Origin of the sequence: Streptomyces sp. NPDC057682 (assembly GCF_042799575.1) — a bacterium.
Lineage (GTDB): Bacteria > Actinomycetota > Actinomycetes > Streptomycetales > Streptomycetaceae > Streptomyces.
The window spans coordinates 53,448-71,074 of sequence record NZ_JBHVIN010000007.1; the positions used below are offsets into that span (position 1 = coordinate 53,448).

Here is a 17,627-nt window from a genome sequence, read left to right on the forward strand (position 1 = left end):
CCGATGGCGTCGGTGCGGGGCGTGGGCTCCCTACTTGCCGGTCTCCCGCTCGTACGCCTTGAGTACCTCGTCGGTCGGGCCGTCCATCAGCAGCTCGCCCTTCTCCAGCCACAGCACCCGGTCGCAGGTGTCCCTGATCGACTTGTTGCTGTGGCTGACCAGGAACACCGTCCCGGCCTCCTTGCGCAGCTCGCGGATGCGCTCCTCGGAGCGGATCTGGAACTTGCGGTCACCGGTGGCCAGCGCCTCGTCGATCATGAGGACGTCGTGGTTCTTGGCGGCGGCGATGGAGAAGCGCAGCCGGGCGGCCATACCGGAGGAGTACGTCCGCATCGGCAGCGTGATGAAGTCGCCCTTCTCGTTGATCCCGGAGAAGTCGACGATGCCCTGGTAGCGCTCGCGGATCTCCTCGCGGGACATGCCCATCGCGAGTCCGCCGAGCACCACGTTGCGCTCGCCGGTCAGATCGCTCATCAGCGCCGCGTTCACGCCGAGCAGCGAGGGCTGCCCGTCCGTGTACACCTTGCCGTGCTCGGTCGGCAGCAGTCCCGCGATGGCCCGCAGCAGGGTGGACTTGCCGGAGCCGTTGGTGCCGATGAGGCCGATGGCCTCGCCCCGGTAGGCGGTGAAGGAGACACCGCGCACGGCGTGCACCTTGCGGACCCCGCGCGCCTCGCCCTTGCCGCGGCGCAGTATCCGGCTCAGAGCGGCGGTGGCGCTGCCCTTGCCACCGCCGCCGCCGTTGACGCGGTACACGATGTGCACCCCGTCGGCGATCACGGTGGGGACGCGCCCCGCGGAGTTCTGCTCAGCCACGGCCGTACCGCTCCTCTGCCTTCCAGAAAAACACGAAGCCCGCGACGCCGACCACGACCGCCCAGGCCAGACCCACCGCCCAGACGTGCGCCGGCAGGTTCTCGGAGCCGTAGCCGTCGATCATCGCGAAGCGGATCAGGTCCATGTAGATGGCCGCCGGGTTGTACTGGAGCACATCGGTGATCCAGGCCGGCTGGTCGGCCAGCATCTCCTTGATCGAGAACATGACGCCGGAGGCGTACATCCAGGTCCGCATGATGAACGGCATCAGCTGGGCCAGGTCGGGCGTCTTGGCCCCGAGCCTGGCCATGATCAGCGCCAGGCCGGTGTTGAAGAGGAACTGCAGGGCCAGCGCCGGAAGCACCAGCAGCCAGGACAGCGAGGGGTAGCTGCCGAAGCCGACGGTCACCGCGACCAGCACGATCATCGAGTACAGCAGCTGCTGGAGCTGCTGGAGCGAGAACGAGATGGGCAGCGAGGCGCGGGGGAAGTGCAGCGCCCGCACCAGCCCCAGGTTGCCGGAGATGGCCCGGACCCCGGCCATCACCGAACTCTGGGTGAAGGTGAAGACGAACACCCCGGTGACCAGGAAGGGGATGAAGACGTCGGAGCCCATCCCCCGCTTGGTGCCGAGGATCAGGCCGAAGATCACGAAGTACACCCCGGCGTTCAGCAGCGGGGTGGCCACCTGCCACAGCTGGCCCAGCTTGGCCTGGCTGTACTGGGCGGTCAGCTTCGCGCGGGAGAACGCCACGATGAAGTGGCGGCGCCCCCACAGCTGACGCACGTACTCGACGAGTCCGGGACGGGCGCCGCTGACCGCCAGACCGTACTTCGCGGCCAGCTCGGCGGCGCCCAGGCCGTCGTCGGCGGATGGCGGGGTGCTCAGCGCAACAGCACCGTCGTGGGTTGTGTCACTCACCAGTTGAAACTCTCGTATTCGGAACGCGCGGTCGTTCACGGGCGCGGCACAGGGGCGGACAGGGTCCCGGCAGAAGTATCTACGCCTCATGGTCCCAGAGGCGAACCTCTCAGATCACGGGAGGGCGGCCGAGTCTGGTCAGCCGCCACACCGTACGCCACTTCATGGGACGGCGCGGTCCGCAGGGTGTCGTCCAGCCTTCCCGGAAGCCTCCGAACCATGCCTTCAGCGCGGGGCCCGAGGGGCGGCGGAGCAGGGTCAGCAGCATCCAGACGCCCAGGTACACCGGGACGAGCGGCGCCGGCAGGTTGCGGCGGGCCAGCCAGACCCGGTTGCGGGCCACCATGCGGTGGTAGACCGCGTGCCGGGACGGGGCGGTGGTGGGGTGGTTGAGGACCATGTCCGCGCGGTAGTCGATCAGCCACCCGGCGTCGAGCGCCCGCCAGGCGAGGTCGGTCTCCTCGTGCGCGTAGAAGAAGTCGCCCGGCAGGGGGCCGACCTCGGCGATGACCCGGGTACGGACGGCGTTGGCGCCGCCGAGGAAGGTCGTCACCCGCGAGGAGCGCATCGGTTCGGCGGCGCGGAGCCTCGGGACGTGCCGGCGCTGGGTCTCTCCGGTGTCCGGGTCGGCGATCCGGAAGCTGATGATGCCCAGCCGGGCATCGGCCTCGAACGCCTTCCGGCACAGTTCGGCGGTGTCCGTGCGCGGCAGGTGCCCGTCGTCGTCGAGGAACAGCAGCGCGTCGACGTCGGCGCCGGAGGGCCCGAAGGCCTCGATGCCCACGTTGCGGCCGCCGGGGATGCCGAGGTTCTCCGGCAGCTCGACGGTGCGCACGCCCGCGGGGACGTCCGGGACGGGTGAGCCGTTGCCGACGACGACCACCTCGATCCGGTCGCCCTCCTGCGCGGCGACCGAATCGAGAAGGGCCCGCAGTTCGGCGGGGCGGTTGCCCATCGTGATGATGACCGCGCCGAGTTTCATGGGGGAACTCACTTGAGCCTGCTCGATGCCAGGACCGACACGAGGTGGAGGAGCGTCTGGAGCAGCGCGATGCCGGCCAGCACCGCCACCGCGAGACGGCTGAAGAACAGATCGTCGCGGACGGCGTCGAGCACGGCCGCGACCAGGATCACCAGGGACGCCTCGACACAGAGGATCAGCCGGTGGAACTTGAGCGCGCCGGCGGCCCGGCGCGCCAGCGCCATGCCGGAGGAGCGCGGCTCCGAGGCCGATTCCTTGACGGGCGGCAGTCCGCCCTGGTGGCGCGCGACGCCGACGAGGTCGGTCTCGGCCTTGATCAGGATGGCGCCCAGGGCGGCCAGGGTGCCGAGGAAGGCCCAGAGCCAGTCGATGCGCCCGCTGCCCCACAGATCGGCGGCGCGCAGGCCGAAGCCGACCAGCACGGCCGCGTCGCACAGATAGGCGCCGACGCGGTCCAGGTAGACCCCGCCCAGCGAGAACTGCTTCTTCCAGCGCGCCAGCTCGCCGTCCACACAGTCCAACAGCAGATAGAGCTGGACCATGAGGACGCCGAGCAGTGCGCCGGGGATGCCCGGTACGAGCAGGGCCGGGGCGGCGAGCACTCCGGCGACGGTCATCAGATAGGTGAGCTGGTTGGGCGTCACCCTCGTGTTCACCAGGTACCGGTCCACGCGCAGGGAGACCTCGCGCATGTATATCCGGCCCGCCCAGTGCTCGCCGCTGCGCCGGTCCTTGACCCCCGGCGGGTGAACGACCGGGCGGAGTTCAGCTACTGATGGTCTTGGCATAGTCGGCGTACGCGTCCCTGATCTGGTCGGTGGAGAGGTTGAGGTGTTCCAGGACCGTGAAGCGTCCCGGACGGGTCTGCGGGGCGTACTCGACGGCCTGCACGAACTCGTCGGCGCTGAAGCCGATCTCCTCGGGCAGGACCGGCAGGCCGTGCCGGCGCAGGACCTCGGCGAAGAGCCCGGACTCGTCCCTGGCGCCGCGCAGGTGCATGGCGAAGGCGGCACCGAGGCCGACCTGCTCGCCGTGGCTGGCGGCCCGACGGGGGAAGAGCAGGTCGAAGGCGTGGCTGATCTCGTGGCAGGCGCCGGACGAGGGCCGGGTGTCGCCGCTGATGGAGATGGCGATGCCGGAGAGGACCAGCGACTCCGCGAGGACGGTGAGGAACTCGTCGTCGGCGACGGTGCCGGGGTGGCGCAGGACGGCCTCGCCCGCGGTACGGGCCATGGCGGCGGCCAGTCCGTCGACCGGCTCGCCGTTGACCCGGTGCGAGAGCTCCCAGTCGGCGATCGCGGAGATGTTGGAGATCGCGTCGCCGACGCCGGAGCGGACGAAGCGGTCCGGGGCCTCGCGGATGACGGAGAGGTCGATGACCATGGCGATCGGCATCGGGACCCCGTAGGAGCCCCGGCCGTTGTCGTTGTCCAGGGTGGCGACGGGCGAGCAGAGGCCGTCGTGGGCCAGGTTGGTGGCGACCGAGACCAGCGGCAGGCCGACCCGCGCCGCGGCGTACTTCGCCACGTCGATGATCTTGCCGCCGCCGAGGCCGACCACGGCGTCGTAACGCTTGCCCTTGATGTCGTCCGCGAGCTGCACGGCGGCATCGATGTCACCGGAGGCCACGCAGTACCAGTCGGCGCCCGGAAGAGCGGGGGCCAGCTTCTCGCGCAGCGCCAGTCCGGAGCCGGCGCTGATCGCGATGGCGAGCTTGCCGGAGCCGGAGATCCGCTGGTCGACCAGGAGGCCGGCCAGATCGTCCATGGCGCCCCGGCTGATGTCGACGAAGACCGGGGAGGGGATGAGTCGGGTCAGTACCGGCATGCGATCTCCCGGCCCTTGGCGAGGTCCTCGTGGTTGTCGATCTCGACCCATGTCACGTCGCCGATCGGCTCCACGTCGACCGTGAAGCCGCGGTCGGCCAGCTCCTGGTAGCCGTCCTCGTAGTAGAGGTCGGGGTCGCGCTCGAAGGTGGTCTTCAGCGCGTCCGCCAGTTCCTCGGCGGCCTCGGCCTCGATGAGGGTGACGCCGATGTACTCGCCGGTGGCCTCGGCCGGGTCCATCAGCTTGGTGATCCGGCGGACGCCCTTGCCGTCCTCGACGACGACCTTCATCTCCTCGTCGGCGAGCCGCTTCACCGTGTCGAGGGCGAGGATGATCTTCTTGCCCTCGCCGCGGGCGGCGAGCAGCGTCTTCTCGACGGAGACCGGGTGCACGGTGTCGCCGTTGGCGAGGATCACGCCGCGCTTGAGCACGTCACGGGCGCACCACAGGGAGTAGGCGTTGTTCCACTCCTCGGCCTTGTCGTTGTCGACGAGGGTGAGCTTCAGGCCGTACGTCGCCTCCAGCTCCTCCTTGCGCGCGTAGACGGCCTCCTTGCGGTAGCCGACGACGATCGCGGCCTCGGTGAGACCGATCGCGGCGAAGTTGGCGAGGGTGAGGTCGAGGACCGTTCTGTCGCCGTCGACGGGCACGAGGGCCTTGGGGAGCGTGTCGGTGTAGGGGCGCAGCCGCCGCCCTGCGCCGGCTGCCAGTACGAGGCCGATCATGCGGGTTCTCCTTCGTCGTGGACGGCGGGTGCCCCGGAGGACACCCAGAAGCGGATGGACTCCACGAGCACGACGAGCGCGACGGCCACCGCGAGGACGGTGAGGGCCGTGGTGAAGTCGGAGGGTGCCGTGAGGACGGCGGCGAGGACGGTGACGACGAGGGTCCGGCCCTCGTGTCCGCCGATGGTGCGCACCAGCCACGCGGGCGGGGCTCCGGAGCCGCCGCGGATGCGGTACACCGTGTCGTAGTGGTGGTAGGCGACGGCGGCGACCAGGCCGAAGGCCGCGGGGAGCGCCCCGTCGACGTCGCTGCGGGCGGCCAGGATCAGGATCGTGCAGTACTCCGCCGCCCGGAAGACCGGGGGCACGAGCCAGTCGAGCGCGCCCTTGAGGGGGCGGGCCACGGCTATGCCGGAGCAGACGGCGTAGAACGCGGCGGCGATGATCGTCTGGCGGCTGCCGAAGGGCTGCTGGAGCGCGGCGGCGATCAGGGCGCCGGCCCCGACGATCGCGACGACCGGGGCGGTCCAGGCACCGCCGATCCTCGGCGCGCGGGCGGCCACCAGCTCGGCGACCGGTCCGGAGTCGGCGAGGTCCGCGAGGGCCTGGGCGGCGCGGTCGGTGCGCCGGGCCCGGCGGGTCACGGAGCGCAGCAGCCGGCCCGCCGTGGTGTAGCAGGCGGCGAAGGCGCAACCGACGAGCAGGGCGTAGAAGACGATGCGCGGGGTGGTGAGGGCGGTGAGCACGGCGATCATCGCCCAGCGCTCGCCGATCGGGAGCACGATCATGCGGCGCACCCAGACCGTCCAGCCGACGCTGTCGAGCTTGTCGGAGAGGGCGGCGGTGGGGCTGCTGTTCGCGACCGCGTCGTGGTTGGCCTCGTTGAACGAGAAGTCGATGATGTGCCGGCAGGACTGGAGGACCATCGCGCCGAGCGCCAGGGCCCAGACGTCCTCCCCGCCGCGTGCGGCGCCGAGGGCCAGGCCCGCGTAGTACGCGTACTCCTTGGCCCGGTCGAAGGTGGCGTCCAGCCAGGCGCCCATCGTGGAGTACTGCAGGGAGTAGCGGGCGAGCTGCCCGTCGGTGCAGTCCAGCACGAAGGAGAGGAGGAGCAGGATCCCGGCGGCGACGTATCCGCCGCGGGTGCCGGTGGCCGCGCAGCCGGCCGCGATCAGCGCGGTGAGCAGCGAGGCGGTGGTGACCTGGTTCGGGGTGAGCCCGCGGCGCGCGCACCAGCGCGCGAGATAGCGCGAGTACGGGCTGATGCAGTACGTGGTGAAGAAGCCGTCGCGGGCCTTCACGGCACTGCGCAGCCGCACCGCCTCGTCGTCGACCTCGGCCACCCGGGCCCGTGCGGCGGCGCGGGCGGGCTCGTCGGCCGGCACGGCGGCGACCAGGGTGCCCAGCTCCGGGCGCTGGACCGCGGTGCCCTCGGCGTCCATGGTGGCGGCCAGCCGGCCGGGCACCGTGCGGTCGGTGACCACGGCGGTGGCTCCGGGCGGGCCCGCGGGGACGCCCGCGCCCACCGCCTCGGTGGTGGTGCGCAGGGCGCCGACCAGGGCGGCGCGCGCCTCGGGCTGCACGGTGAGCGCCCCGGGGACGGCGGCGGCGGGGAAGCGCGGGTCGGTGAGTCCGAGGCGCAGGGCGTGGACGTGCCCGACGAAGCGGGGGTCGACGAGGGCGACGCGGTGACCGGCGGGGACCTCGGAGAGCAGCGCCGCCGCCCGGGACACGTCGGGGGCGGTCTGGACGTCGAAGCCCAGCGACCGCAGATCGTCCTGGAGCGGGGATCCGGGTACCGGGGCACCGGTGAGAATGGCGGTCGACAGACGAACTCACTCCTTGGTGCTGACACGGGTCGGCGCGCGACAGCGCGGCCTGGATACGGCCGGCGGCATGTCGGCAGAGGCTATCGGATGAACGGAAGCGGGAGTTCACTGCCCGTTTGTGGTCCGTTCGGGGTGGACCGACATCATGCGACCGCGTCCGCGATCATCATGGTCGATGGCCGCCTCGGCTGACAAAACGCGGGGGCGGGGGGCCGTCCGGCGTCTCGTAGTCTGGCCCGCATGACATGGCTGATCACTGGCGGAGCGGGATACATCGGGGCCCATGTGGTGCGGGCGATGCGGGAGGCCGGGGAGCGGGTGGTCGTCCTGGACGATCTGTCCACGGGCCGCCCCGAGCGGCTGGCGGACGGGGTCGAGCTGGTCCGCGGCTCGGTCTCCGACCGTGCGCTGCTCGACCGGGTGCTGGCCGGGCACGCGGTGAGCGGTGTGGTGCATCTCGCAGCGAAGAAGCAGGTCGGGGAGTCGGTGGAGCGTCCGCTGCACTACTACCGGGAGAACGTGACGGGGCTGACCGTCCTGCTGGAGGCGGTCGTCGCCGCGGGCGTGCGCAGCTTCCTGTTCTCCTCGTCGGCGGCGGTGTACGGCGTCCCCGCGGCGGAGCTGATCACCGAGGAGGAGCCCTGCGTCCCGATCAACCCGTACGGCGAGACGAAGCTCGCCGGCGAGTGGCTGGTGCGGGCTGCGGGGCGGGCGCACGGGCTGTCCACCGGCTGTCTGCGCTATTTCAACGTGGCAGGCGCCGCCGAGCCGGGCCTCGCGGACCTGGGTGTCTTCAATGTGATCCCGATGTTCTTCGACCGGCTGACCCGGGGCGAGGGGCCCCGGATCTTCGGGGCCGACTACCCCACGCCCGACGGCACCGGCATCCGCGACTACATCCACGTGGCGGATCTGGCCGACGCGCACCTCGCCGTCGCCCGCCGGCTGGCGGAACGGGACGAGCCCGGCGACCTGACCGTGAACATCGGCCGGGGCGAGGGCGTCTCGGTGCGGGAGCTGGCGGATCTGGTGGCGGAGGTCACCGGGCTCAGCACGAAGCCGGTGGTCGAACCGCGGCGTCCCGGTGATGCCGCGAAGGCGGTCGCCTCGTGCGACCGGATCTCCGGGGAGCTGGGCTGGACGGCCCGGCGCGGGGTGCGCGACATGGTGGAGTCGGCCTGGGAGGGCTGGCGGCTGCACCATCCGCCGACGGTGGCGCGCTGACCGGTCCGGGGTGCCCGCACTCCTCTGACCTGGGGACATTTCCGCAGGTCAGGGGAGTTGATAACCGTGTTCAGTGCCGTGTTGCCCTATACCCCCCACCCGTAGTTGACTGAACCGGGTCCGGGCGGTTCCGTCCGGTTTTCGCAGACGACCGGGAGGCGTCCTCATGGGGGCAGGGCACGATCACGGACACGCGCACGGCGGGCCGCCGCCCACCGGCACGGCCGCGGCCGCGCACAAGGGGCGGCTGCGGATCGCGCTGGCCATCACCCTGGGCGTGACGGTGATGGAGGTCGTCGGGGGCGTGCTGTCGGGTTCGCTCGCGCTGATCGCCGACGCGGCGCACATGGCGACCGACTCGCTGGGCCTGGGCATGGCGCTGCTGGCGATCCACTTCGCCAACCGGCCGGCCGGGCCGAACCGCACCTTCGGCTACGCCCGCGCCGAGATCCTGGCCGCCCTGGCCAACTGTCTGCTGCTGCTGGGGGTGGGCGGCTTCCTGCTCTACGAGGCGGTGGACCGCTTCATCACCCCCACCGAGACCCGGGGCGGGCTGACGATCGCCTTCGCCGTGGTGGGTCTGGTCGCCAACATGGTGTCGCTGTCGCTGCTGATGCGCGGGCAGAAGGAGAGCCTCAATGTGCGGGGCGCCTATCTGGAGGTGCTCGCCGACACCCTCGGCTCGGTGACGGTGCTGGTCTCGGCCGGCGTCATCATGGCGACCGGCTGGCAGGCGGCGGACCCCGTCGCCTCGCTGGTGATCGGGCTGATGATCGTCCCGAGGACGGTGAAGCTGCTCCGCGAGACGCTGAACGTGCTGCTGGAGGCGGCTCCCCCCGGGGTCGACATGGACGAGGTGCGCGACCACATCACGGCCCTGCCCGGGGTGCTGGACGTCCACGATCTGCACGCCTGGACGATCACCTCGGGGATGCCGGTGCTCTCCGCCCATGTGGTGGTGCAGCAGGACTTCCTCGACTCGGTGGGGCACGAGAAGCTGCTGCACGAACTGCAGGGGTGTCTCGGTGACCATTTCGACGTGGAGCACTGCACCTTCCAGCTGGAGCCGAGCGGTCACGCGGAGCACGAGGCCCGGCTCTGCCACTGACGGCCGCCACCCCGGGCCGCGGGGGCCCGGCGTGTAGGGTTTCGCGGACGCGCCGTTCGCCTTCGGCGGTGCGGGACCTCTTCTCCGCCCGACCTGACGCCGTGTCCGGTCCCGCCTCCTCGCGTCGGCGTACGGAACCGGACATGCCTGGACCCGAAGTACGGACAAGCCGCTTTTGTACGGCAGACTGGGCCGGACTCGACGGGACCGGCACACGGGCGCCGGACCCCGGGGGCGTCTGAACACATGCGAAGGATGGGTATGCCGACCACACCAGCCACCGCGGCGAACACCTCGTCGGACAGCGCAGCAGAAGCGATCATGCTCGAACTGGTCGACGAGAACGGCACCACCATCGGCACGGAGGAGAAGCTGGCCGCGCACCTCGCGCCCGGCCTGCTGCACCGGGCCTTCTCCGTGTTCCTCTTCGACGAGAAGGGGCGGCTGCTCCTCCAGCGCCGCGCGCTCGGCAAGTACCACTCCCCCGGCGTCTGGTCCAACACCTGCTGCGGTCACCCGTACCCGGGCGAGGCGCCCTTCGCCGCCGCCGCCCGGCGCACGTACGAGGAGCTGGGGGTCTCGCCCTCGCTGATGGCCGAGGCGGGCACGGTGCGCTACAACCACCCGGACCCCGCCTCCGGGCTGGTCGAGCAGGAGTTCAACCACCTCTTCGTGGGCCTGGTGCGGGAGCTGCCGCGGCCGGATGCGGAGGAGGTGGGCGAGACGGTGTTCGTGACGGCCGGGGAGTTGGCCGAGCGGCATGCCGAGGGCCCGTTCTCCGCGTGGTTCATGACCGTGCTGGACGCCGCCCGTCCGGCGATCAGGGAGCTGACGGGACCGTCCGCCGGCTGGTAGGACGCGGATGCCGCGGCGGCGGGTCAGGGAAGCGTGCGGAGCGGCAGCGCCGCCCAGATGATCTTCCCGCCGCTCGCGGTGTGCTCCACGTCGCAGCTGCCGCCCGCCTCGCGGGTGATCTCCCGGACCAGCAGCAGCCCGCGTCCGCCGGTCTGCGCGTAGTCCGTCTCCAGGGCCGTGGGGCGGTAGGGGTGGTTGTCCTCCACCGCGACCCTGATCCACTCGGCGTTCACGGCGACCTCGACCGCCAGTTCCGGGGAGAGGAGAGCGGCGTGCTTCACCGCGTTCGTCACGAGCTCCGAGACGATGAGCAGCAGGCCCTGGGCGATGTCCTCGTCCAGGGGCACGCCCTGGCGTGCCAGCAGATCGCGCACCGCGTGCCGGGCCCGGGGTACGGAGGCGTCGGTGGCCGGGGCCGTGAAGCGCCAGACCCCCTCGTACGACACGGGCCGGGCGGGGACACTCCCGCGGCTCTCCATAGTCCGGTACCCGCTCTCGCCTCGATGGTGACTGCACGTCGAGTACAGGGTGCGGGGCGTAGTCGGGCCGGTCCGTCCTACTGAACAGAAGTCGACTTATATCGACGTGATTTGGTCGACTTCTTCCGAGCCCATCAGCTTTCGGACCGCTTCTACTCTTCTTCTGTTCGTGTATCGAGGCCGGTGCCCTCGGGGGTCATCTGCTCCGAGACGAGCGAGACGATCCGCCGGCCGCCCACTCCGACGGCGATGAGCCCGAGTCCGTCGAAGAGCAGGGCCAGCGAGAAGAAGCAGCCCAGGACGTAGAGGCTGCTGTGCGGCCAGTCGAAGAGGACCAGCAGCCCCAGCAGCAGCCCGAAGGCACCCTGGAGCAGCGTCCAGCCGAACTGGGGGCCGCGCACCACCACACTGCCGACCAGGCGGAACACCCCGCCGGTCAGGAAGAGCAGCGCCGCGAACATCGTCAGGGCCTCGGCGGTGCCGTGCGGATGGCGGATGACGACGACCCCGGCCGCGATGTTCAGCGCCGCGACCACCACGCCGAGCCAGAAGTAGCTGGTGCCGCGCGACTGCACGGCGTGCACCAGACCGACCAGGCCGCCGATGAGCAGCAGCCAGCCGAAGAGGATCATCGAGGTGAGCGTCGCCACGCCCGTGTAGACGAGCCCCACCAGTCCGGCGACGACGAGAAGGATGCCGAGCAGGGCCAGACCGCCGAAACTGCGGTGGAGCCTCCTGCCCTCTTTCACCGGATCGGCCACGGCGTACTCCTCAGGGTGCGTACCTGCTTCGCGACCCCTTCCTGATCATAGGTTCGGGGGCGGTGGATAGCATCCGGCCCATGGACCGTACGGAACCCCGGCTGGAGCACGCCGTCGCGGACGGCGTCGCCACCGTCGTGATCAGCAACCCCGCCAAGCGCAACGCGATGACGGCGGCGATGTGGCGGTCGCTGCCGGTGCTCCTGGAGAAGCTGGCCGCCGACGCCTCCGTGGGCGCCCTGGTGCTGACCGGGGCCGGGGAGACCTTCTGCGCGGGGGCGGACATCTCCTCGCTGCGCGATCCCTCGCACGAGCCGCAGGCGCTGGCCGTGGCGGCCGAGGAGGCGCTCGCCGCGTTCCCGCTGCCGACGCTCGCCGCGGTGCGCGGCTACTGCGTGGGCGGCGGCAGCCAGCTCGCCGCCGCCTGTGATCTGCGGTTCGCGCGGGAGGGCGCGTCGTTCGGGGTCACCCCGGCCCGGCTGGGCATCGTCTACCCCGCCTCGTCCACCCGCCGGCTGGTCGCGCTGACCGGCCCGGCGACCGCCAAGCATCTGCTGTTCTCCGGTGAGCTGATCGACGCCGGGCGGGCGCTGCGGACCGGGCTGGTGGACGAGGTGCTGCCGGAGGACGCGTTCGACCGGCGGGTCGGGGAGTACGCCCGCACCCTGGTCTCCCGCTCGCGGCTGACCCAGGCCGCGGCCAAGGAGTTCGCCGCGGGGCGGGAGGACCGGGACGCGTACTGGACGGAGCAGGCCCGCCGGAGCGGGGACACCGCGGAGGGCGTCGCCGCCTTCCTGGAGCGCCGCACCCCGCGTTTCACCTGGCCCGCCGGCGCCCCGGAGGACGGTCAGCTCACCGCAGGATGAAGCGGCTCCTCCCCCGCCACTCCTCGACCAGCGCGGCGGGTGCCTTCGCCGGGGACCCGGCGTCGTAGGGCGGTTGCGGGTCGTACTCGGTCAGCAGCTGGACGGCCTGGGCGTGCCGCTCGCCCGCGATCCGGCCGAGCAGGGTCAGCCCCATGTCGATGCCGGACGACACCCCCGCGGCGGTGACGTACTTGCCGTCGCTGACCACGCGCTCCCCGGTCGGTTCGGCGCCGTACGCCTTCAGCGTGTCCAGGGCCAGCCAGTGGGAGGTGGCGCGGCGTCCGGTCAGCAGTCCGGCGGCCGCCAGGAGCAGGGAGCCGGTGCAGACGGACGTCGTCCAGGTGCTGGCGGCGTCGGCCCGGCGCAGCCAGCCGAGCAGGGCCTCGTTCTCCATCTGGGCGTCCTGTCCGGGGCCACCGGGGACGATCACCAGATCGGGGTCCGGGACCTCGTCGAGCGTCCGGTCGGCGACCAGGGCCAGACTCGCGCTGTCGTTGCGCACCGGCCCGGCGGTCTCGGCGACGAAGACCGTCTCGGCTCCGGGGGCGCGGGACAGGATCTCGTACGGTCCGACGGCGTCCAGGGCCGTGAAGCGGTCGAAGAGGAGGATGGCGATCCGCATGGGTGACTGCCTGCCTTTCGGTGGGTCGTCCGGTCAGTGACCGGGGTGGTCGGTGGCGGCGGGCGGGCCGCCCGCCGGACGGGTGCTGAAGCGCCGCCGGTATTCGGCGGGCCCGGTGCCGAGCGCCCTGAGGAAGGCCCGGCGCATCGCCTCGGGCGTGCCGTAGCCGCTGGCGCGCGCGATGCCGGCGACACCGTCGGTGGTGTCCTCCAGCAGGCGGCGCGCGGCTTCGAGGCGGATCCGGTCGACGTAGCGGCCGGGGGTGGTGCCGGTCTCGTCCCGGAAGGCGCGGGCGAAGTGGCGCGGCGAGAGCCGGGCGCGGGCCGCGAGGGCCTCCACCGAGAGGTCGGCGGCCGGGTGCTCGGTGATCCAGTGCTGGACCTCGCGCAGCGGTTCGCGGCGGGCGGTCTGGGCGGTGAGCTGGGCGCTGAACTGGGACTGGTTGCCGGGCCTGCGCAGGAAGACCACGAGGTGGCGGGCGATCGCCAGGGCGACGTCCCGGCCGTGGTCCTCCTCGACGAGCGCCAGGGCGAGATCGATGCCCGCGGTGACCCCGGCGGAGGTGGCGATCCTGCCGTCGCGGACGAAGATCGGTTCGGGGTCGACCTCGACGTCCGGGTAGGTGCGGGCGAGATGGTCGCAGACGCTCCAGTGGGTGGTGGCCCGGTGTCCGTCGAGCTGGCCGGCGGCGGCGAGCAGCAGCGCCCCGCTGCACACGGAGACCAGCCGCTCCGGGCGCGGCCCGTGGGCGCGCAGCCAGTCGACCAGCGCCGGTTCCGGGGCGCGGGTGCCCTGCCCGCCGGGGACGAGCAGGGTGTGCGGGGTCGCGGCACCGGCCAGCGGGCCGTCGGGCACCAGGGTCAGCCCGCTCGACGTACGGACCGGGGCGCCGTCGGTCGAGGCGGTGCGCAGCGCGTAGGAGATGCCGGGGAAGCGGGCGGCGCCGGCGAACACCTCCATGGGGCCGGTCACGTCGAGGCTCTGGACGCCGTCGAAGAGGACGACCAGGACGGTGCGCTGGTTCATGCACGCCATCCTGCGGGGGCCCACGAATGGCCGCAATGACGCTCTGCCCACCTTTCCTGCCATGCCGCGGCCGGGCGCAGGTCACGTCCACCCGGGGGTTCCGGGCCGTACCGACCAGTCGGTAACGTGCGGGTATGAGTACTCTGCCGCCCCGCGCCGGACGCCGCTGCCACAACGCCCTCAACCCGTTCCACTCGACGCTCTACTTCTCGCCCGACCTGGCGAAGGAGCTGGCCGCCATCGGGATAGCCGACCCGTCCGCCGCCTACTTCGCGACGCGGGCCGCCCCGCTCGGCGCCGTCGGCGCGGGCACGGTCACCGCCGCCTTCTACAACTTCAACCACGCCTTCGTCTCCCGGCACGTGCCCGCCGTCTGGGACCTCGCCTCCCCCGACGCGGTCCTCGCGGCCCGGCTGCGCGCCGCCGACACGACGCTGCGCCGGCTGCTCGGCGACGAGACCGTCGCCTCCCCCGAGATGGCCGAGGCCGCCGAACTGGCCCTGCGCGCCACCGAGGGCTGCACCCGGCACGCCCGGCCGCTGTACGGGGCGCTCGCCGATCTCCCGGTGCCGGACGAACCGCACCTGGCCTACTGGCACGCGGCGACCCTGCTGCGCGAGCACCGGGGCGACGGCCATCTCGCCGCACTCCTCACCGCCTCCCTCGATCCGCTGGAGGCGCTGGTCAGCCACACCGCCACGGGCAAGGGCATGGCCCCGCGCTGGCTGCTGGCGAGCCGGGGCTGGCGGCGCACCGACTGGGACGCCGCCCGCGAGCGGCTGCGCGGACGCGGGTACCTCACCGCCGAGGGCACGCTGACGGAGGAGGGCGCGGCGATGCGGACCGCCCTGGAGGAGACCACGGACCGGCTGGACCTGGCCCCGTACGAGCATCTGGGCGGGGTGGGCACGGCCCGGCTGACCGAGCTGGGCCGGGGCTTCCTGGACACCGTGCTGGCCGCCGGGGCGTTCCCGGTGGAGGCCACCGGCTGACCGGACCGAAGCCGTCGCGGGCCGTCCCGGTCGGTCGGGCGACACGGCACCCGGCCACCCGGCACAATGCAGGCGAGTGGCTCCGGGGCCGGTCGCACGGCCGGCCCCGGGCCCGACCAGCACAGCCAGCAGGAGAAGGCGAGTCGGTAGAACCGTGACGATGTCCATCGAAGGCAGGATCGCCGAGGAACTCGGCGTACGGGAGCGACAGGTGAGGGCGGCCGTCGAGCTGCTCGACGGCGGTTCGACCGTTCCGTTCATCGCGCGCTACCGCAAGGAAGCGACCGAGATGCTGGACGACGCCCAGCTGCGCACGCTGGAGGAGCGGCTGCGCTATCTGCGGGAGCTGGAGGAGCGGCGCACGGCGGTCCTGGAGTCCGTACGCGAGCAGGGCAAGCTCGACGAGGCGCTGGAGGCCCGGATCCGGGCGGCCGACACGAAGGCGCGCCTGGAGGACATCTATCTGCCGTTCAAGCCGAAGCGGCGGACCAAGGCGCAGATCGCCCGCGAGGCCGGTCTCGAACCGCTGGCCTCGGGGCTGCTCGACGACCCGTCGGTGGACCCGCTCGCCGCCGCGGCCGCCTTCGTGGACGCGGACAAGGGCGTCGCAGACGCGGCGGCGGCCCTGGAGGGGGCCCGCGCCATCCTCACCGAGCGCTTCTCGGAGGACGCCGACCTGATCGGCGAGATGCGCGAGCGGATGTGGTCGCGCGGGCGGCTGGTGGCCCGGGTCCGGGAGGGCAAGGAGGAGGCCGGCGCCAAGTTCGCCGACTACTTCGACTTCGCGGAGCCGTTCACCGCGCTGCCCTCGCACCGGGTGCTGGCGATGCTCCGGGGCGAGAAGGAGGACGTCCTCGATCTGGTCCTGGAGCCGGAGGAGCCGTCCGAGACGCCCGGCCCGTCCTCGTACGAGAACATGGTGGCCCGGCGCTTCGGCGTCGGCGACCGGGGGCGGCCCGGGGACAAGTGGCTGGGCGACACGGTGCGCTGGGCCTGGCGGACGCGGATCCTGGTGCACCTCGGCATCGACCTGCGGCTGCGGCTGCGCACGGCGGCGGAGGACGAGGCGGTGCGCGTCTTCGCGTCCAACCTGCGGGACCTGCTGCTCGCCGCGCCGGCCGGGACGCGGGCCACGCTGGGGCTCGACCCCGGTTTCCGCACCGGGGTGAAGGTCGCCGTCGTGGACGCGACGGGCAAGGTCGTCGCCACCGACGTCATCCACCCGCACGTCCCGGCCAACCAGTGGGACCAGGCGCTGGCGAAGCTGGAGCGGCTGGCGCGCGAGCACGCCGTGGAGCTGATCGCGATCGGCAACGGCACGGCCTCGCGCGAGACCGACAAGCTCGCCGGTGAGCTGTGCGCCCGGCACCCGGAGCTGAAGCTCACCAAGGTGATGGTCTCGGAGGCGGGCGCCTCGGTGTACTCCGCGTCGGCCTTCGCCTCGCAGGAACTCCCGGACATGGACGTGTCGTTGCGCGGTGCCGTGTCGATCGCGCGCCGGCTCCAGGACCCGCTGGCCGAGCTGGTGAAGATCGACCCGAAGTCGATCGGGGTCGGGCAGTACCAGCACGACCTGTCCGAGGTGAAGCTGTCGCGTTCGCTGGACGCGGTCGTCGAGGACTGTGTGAACGGGGTCGGGGTCGACGTCAACACCGCGTCGGCGCCGCTGCTCTCGCGGGTCTCCGGCATCGGTACTGGGCTCGCCGAGAACATCGTGGCGCACCGCGACGCCAACGGCCCGTTCCGCTCCCGCAAGGGCCTCAAGGACGTGGCCAGGCTCGGCCCGAAGGCGTACGAGCAGTGCGCGGGCTTCCTGCGGATCCGGGGCGACGACCCGCTGGACGCCTCCAGCGTGCACCCGGAGGCGTACCCGGTGGTACGCGCGATGGTGAAGCGGACCGGCGCGGACGTCGCGGCGCTGATCGGCAACACGCAGACGCTGCGCTCGCTGCGGGCCGAGGACTACGTGGACGAGAGGTTCGGGCTGCCGACCGTCAACGACATCCTCAAGGAGCTGGAGAAGCCGGGCCGCGACCCCCGGCCCGCCTTCAGGACGGCCACGTTCAAGGAGGGCGTCGAGAAGATCGGCGACCTGGAGGCCGGGATGGTGCTGGAGGGCGTCGTGACGAACGTGGCCGCCTTCGGCGCGTTCGTCGACGTCGGTGTGCACCAGGACGGGCTGGTGCACGTCTCGGCGATGTCCCGGACCTTCGTGAAGGACCCCCGGGACGTCGTGAAGCCGGGTGACGTCGTGCGGGTGAAGGTCATGGAGGTCGACATCCCGCGCAAGCGGATCTCGCTGACGCTGCGGCTGGACGACGAGGCGGGGGCCGGGGCCGCGAACCCGGGCAACGAGCGCGGCGGGCGCCCGCCGAGGCAGCGGCAGGGCCAGGGCGGCCAGGGCGCGCGCGGCGGCCAGGGACGTGACCGGCGCGGCAACGGGGGCGGGGGCGGCGGGCGTCAGGCCCCGGCGGCGCCCGCGAACGGCGCGATGGCCGACGCGCTGCGCAGGGCCGGACTGCTGGACCCGAAGCAGGGTGGCGGGAAGCGGTAGCGGACGGCCGAGGGGGCGGGTGCGGCCGGGCCGCTCCGC

17 protein-coding genes are annotated in these 17,627 nt (G+C 72.3%); 6 read left to right on the forward strand and 11 right to left on the reverse strand.

Going from position 1 to position 17,627, the window contains the following annotated elements:
• Nucleotides 1–30 precede the first annotated feature (30 nt).
• From ACFVDM_RS14510 to ACFVDM_RS14540, 7 genes are all read right to left on the reverse strand, one after another.
• Nucleotides 31–816 carry an ABC transporter ATP-binding protein gene (locus ACFVDM_RS14510; protein ID WP_383638197.1) on the reverse strand — a complete coding sequence of 262 codons (786 nt, stop codon included), beginning with the start codon at nucleotides 814–816 and terminating at the stop codon, nucleotides 31–33.
• The gene (locus ACFVDM_RS14515; protein WP_383638199.1) at nucleotides 809–1,738 is read right to left on the reverse strand and encodes an ABC transporter permease; all 930 of its coding nucleotides are present in this window, start codon (nucleotides 1,736–1,738) and stop codon (nucleotides 809–811) included. The genes ACFVDM_RS14510 and ACFVDM_RS14515 overlap by 8 nt, the downstream gene beginning before the upstream one ends.
• 109 nt (nucleotides 1,739–1,847) lie before the next feature.
• Entirely contained in the window at nucleotides 1,848–2,720 is an 873-nt protein-coding gene (locus ACFVDM_RS14520; RefSeq protein WP_383639135.1) for a glycosyltransferase family 2 protein, read from the reverse strand.
• An 8-nt stretch (nucleotides 2,721–2,728) separates the two neighbouring features.
• On the reverse strand, nucleotides 2,729–3,508 hold the full coding sequence (locus ACFVDM_RS14525; RefSeq protein ID WP_383638202.1) for a CDP-alcohol phosphatidyltransferase family protein: 780 nt from the start codon (nucleotides 3,506–3,508) through the stop codon (nucleotides 2,729–2,731).
• On the reverse strand, nucleotides 3,486–4,547 hold the full coding sequence (locus ACFVDM_RS14530) for an iron-containing alcohol dehydrogenase family protein (RefSeq protein WP_383638205.1): 1,062 nt from the start codon (nucleotides 4,545–4,547) through the stop codon (nucleotides 3,486–3,488). Before ACFVDM_RS14530 ends, ACFVDM_RS14525 begins: the two co-directional genes overlap by 23 nt.
• Nucleotides 4,535–5,272, reverse strand: coding sequence for a sugar phosphate nucleotidyltransferase (locus tag ACFVDM_RS14535; RefSeq protein WP_383638208.1), 738 nt, complete (start codon nucleotides 5,270–5,272; stop codon nucleotides 4,535–4,537). Before ACFVDM_RS14535 ends, ACFVDM_RS14530 begins: the two co-directional genes overlap by 13 nt.
• The gene (locus tag ACFVDM_RS14540) at nucleotides 5,269–7,044 is read right to left on the reverse strand and encodes a DUF5941 domain-containing protein (RefSeq protein ID WP_383639138.1); all 1,776 of its coding nucleotides are present in this window, start codon (nucleotides 7,042–7,044) and stop codon (nucleotides 5,269–5,271) included. The genes ACFVDM_RS14535 and ACFVDM_RS14540 overlap by 4 nt, the downstream gene beginning before the upstream one ends.
• Before the next feature lie 297 nt (nucleotides 7,045–7,341).
• Between ACFVDM_RS14540 and galE the strand changes: the two genes are divergently transcribed.
• The 3 genes from galE (at nucleotide 7,342) to idi (ending at nucleotide 10,288) form a co-directional block, all read left to right on the forward strand.
• On the forward strand, nucleotides 7,342–8,325 hold the full coding sequence (galE, locus tag ACFVDM_RS14545; RefSeq protein ID WP_383638211.1) for a UDP-glucose 4-epimerase GalE: 984 nt from the start codon (nucleotides 7,342–7,344) through the stop codon (nucleotides 8,323–8,325).
• Nucleotides 8,326–8,491: 166 nt separating this feature from the next.
• Complete coding sequence (locus tag ACFVDM_RS14550) at nucleotides 8,492–9,433, forward strand: cation diffusion facilitator family transporter (protein ID WP_383638214.1); 942 nt, start codon at nucleotides 8,492–8,494, stop codon at nucleotides 9,431–9,433.
• Between the two features lie 261 nt (nucleotides 9,434–9,694).
• Nucleotides 9,695–10,288: an isopentenyl-diphosphate Delta-isomerase gene (gene idi / locus ACFVDM_RS14555; protein WP_383638218.1), complete on the forward strand. Its 594-nt coding sequence runs from the start codon at nucleotides 9,695–9,697 to the stop codon at nucleotides 10,286–10,288.
• Between the two features lie 23 nt (nucleotides 10,289–10,311).
• Here the strand turns inward: idi and ACFVDM_RS14560 are convergent, their stop codons facing one another.
• Entirely contained in the window at nucleotides 10,312–10,767 is a 456-nt protein-coding gene (locus tag ACFVDM_RS14560) for an ATP-binding protein (protein WP_383638221.1), read from the reverse strand.
• 152 nt (nucleotides 10,768–10,919) lie between these two features.
• On the reverse strand, nucleotides 10,920–11,528 hold the full coding sequence (locus ACFVDM_RS14565; protein WP_383638224.1) for an HdeD family acid-resistance protein: 609 nt from the start codon (nucleotides 11,526–11,528) through the stop codon (nucleotides 10,920–10,922).
• 80 nt (nucleotides 11,529–11,608) lie between these two features.
• On the opposite strand from ACFVDM_RS14565, the gene ACFVDM_RS14570 reads away from it, so the two are divergent.
• Nucleotides 11,609–12,394, forward strand: coding sequence for an enoyl-CoA hydratase/isomerase family protein (locus tag ACFVDM_RS14570; RefSeq protein WP_383638227.1), 786 nt, complete (start codon nucleotides 11,609–11,611; stop codon nucleotides 12,392–12,394).
• On the opposite strand, the gene ACFVDM_RS14575 is transcribed toward ACFVDM_RS14570, so the two are convergent.
• Both ACFVDM_RS14575 and ACFVDM_RS14580 read right to left on the reverse strand, forming a co-directional pair.
• Entirely contained in the window at nucleotides 12,381–13,016 is a 636-nt protein-coding gene (locus tag ACFVDM_RS14575; protein ID WP_383638230.1) for a DJ-1/PfpI family protein, read from the reverse strand. The two genes, ACFVDM_RS14570 and ACFVDM_RS14575, sit on opposite strands and share 14 nt — an antisense overlap.
• A gap of 33 nt (nucleotides 13,017–13,049) precedes the next feature.
• The gene (locus ACFVDM_RS14580) at nucleotides 13,050–14,042 is read right to left on the reverse strand and encodes a GlxA family transcriptional regulator (protein ID WP_383638233.1); all 993 of its coding nucleotides are present in this window, start codon (nucleotides 14,040–14,042) and stop codon (nucleotides 13,050–13,052) included.
• 134 nt (nucleotides 14,043–14,176) lie between these two features.
• Here ACFVDM_RS14580 and ACFVDM_RS14585 point away from each other — a divergent pair, with 134 nt between their 5' ends.
• Both ACFVDM_RS14585 and ACFVDM_RS14590 read left to right on the forward strand, forming a co-directional pair.
• A complete protein-coding gene (locus ACFVDM_RS14585; RefSeq protein WP_383638237.1) occupies nucleotides 14,177–15,034 on the forward strand; it encodes a hypothetical protein in 858 nt (285 codons plus the stop codon).
• Nucleotides 15,035–15,188: 154 nt separating this feature from the next.
• The gene (locus tag ACFVDM_RS14590) at nucleotides 15,189–17,588 is read left to right on the forward strand and encodes a Tex family protein (protein ID WP_383638240.1); all 2,400 of its coding nucleotides are present in this window, start codon (nucleotides 15,189–15,191) and stop codon (nucleotides 17,586–17,588) included.
• Nucleotides 17,589–17,627 lie beyond the last annotated feature (39 nt).

Bases quoted from the DNA above. Each gene is read 5' to 3' on its own strand.
- ACFVDM_RS14525 (WP_383638202.1), bottom strand. From the start codon at position 3,508: ATGCCAAGACCATCAGTAGCTGAACTCCGCCCGGTCGTTCACCCGCCG.
- ACFVDM_RS14580 (WP_383638233.1), bottom strand. From the start codon at position 14,042: ATGAACCAGCGCACCGTCCTGGTCGTCCTCTTCGACGGCGTCCAGAGC.
- galE (WP_383638211.1), top strand. From the start codon at position 7,342: ATGACATGGCTGATCACTGGCGGAGCGGGATACATCGGGGCCCATGTG.
- ACFVDM_RS14520 (WP_383639135.1), bottom strand. From the start codon at position 2,720: ATGAAACTCGGCGCGGTCATCATCACGATGGGCAACCGCCCCGCCGAA.
- ACFVDM_RS14530 (WP_383638205.1), bottom strand. From the start codon at position 4,547: ATGCCGGTACTGACCCGACTCATCCCCTCCCCGGTCTTCGTCGACATC.
- ACFVDM_RS14575 (WP_383638230.1), bottom strand. From the start codon at position 13,016: ATGCGGATCGCCATCCTCCTCTTCGACCGCTTCACGGCCCTGGACGCC.
- ACFVDM_RS14585 (WP_383638237.1), top strand. From the start codon at position 14,177: ATGAGTACTCTGCCGCCCCGCGCCGGACGCCGCTGCCACAACGCCCTC.
- idi (WP_383638218.1), top strand. From the start codon at position 9,695: ATGCCGACCACACCAGCCACCGCGGCGAACACCTCGTCGGACAGCGCA.
- ACFVDM_RS14560 (WP_383638221.1), bottom strand. From the start codon at position 10,767: ATGGAGAGCCGCGGGAGTGTCCCCGCCCGGCCCGTGTCGTACGAGGGG.
- ACFVDM_RS14535 (WP_383638208.1), bottom strand. From the start codon at position 5,272: ATGATCGGCCTCGTACTGGCAGCCGGCGCAGGGCGGCGGCTGCGCCCC.
- ACFVDM_RS14570 (WP_383638227.1), top strand. From the start codon at position 11,609: ATGGACCGTACGGAACCCCGGCTGGAGCACGCCGTCGCGGACGGCGTC.
- ACFVDM_RS14550 (WP_383638214.1), top strand. From the start codon at position 8,492: ATGGGGGCAGGGCACGATCACGGACACGCGCACGGCGGGCCGCCGCCC.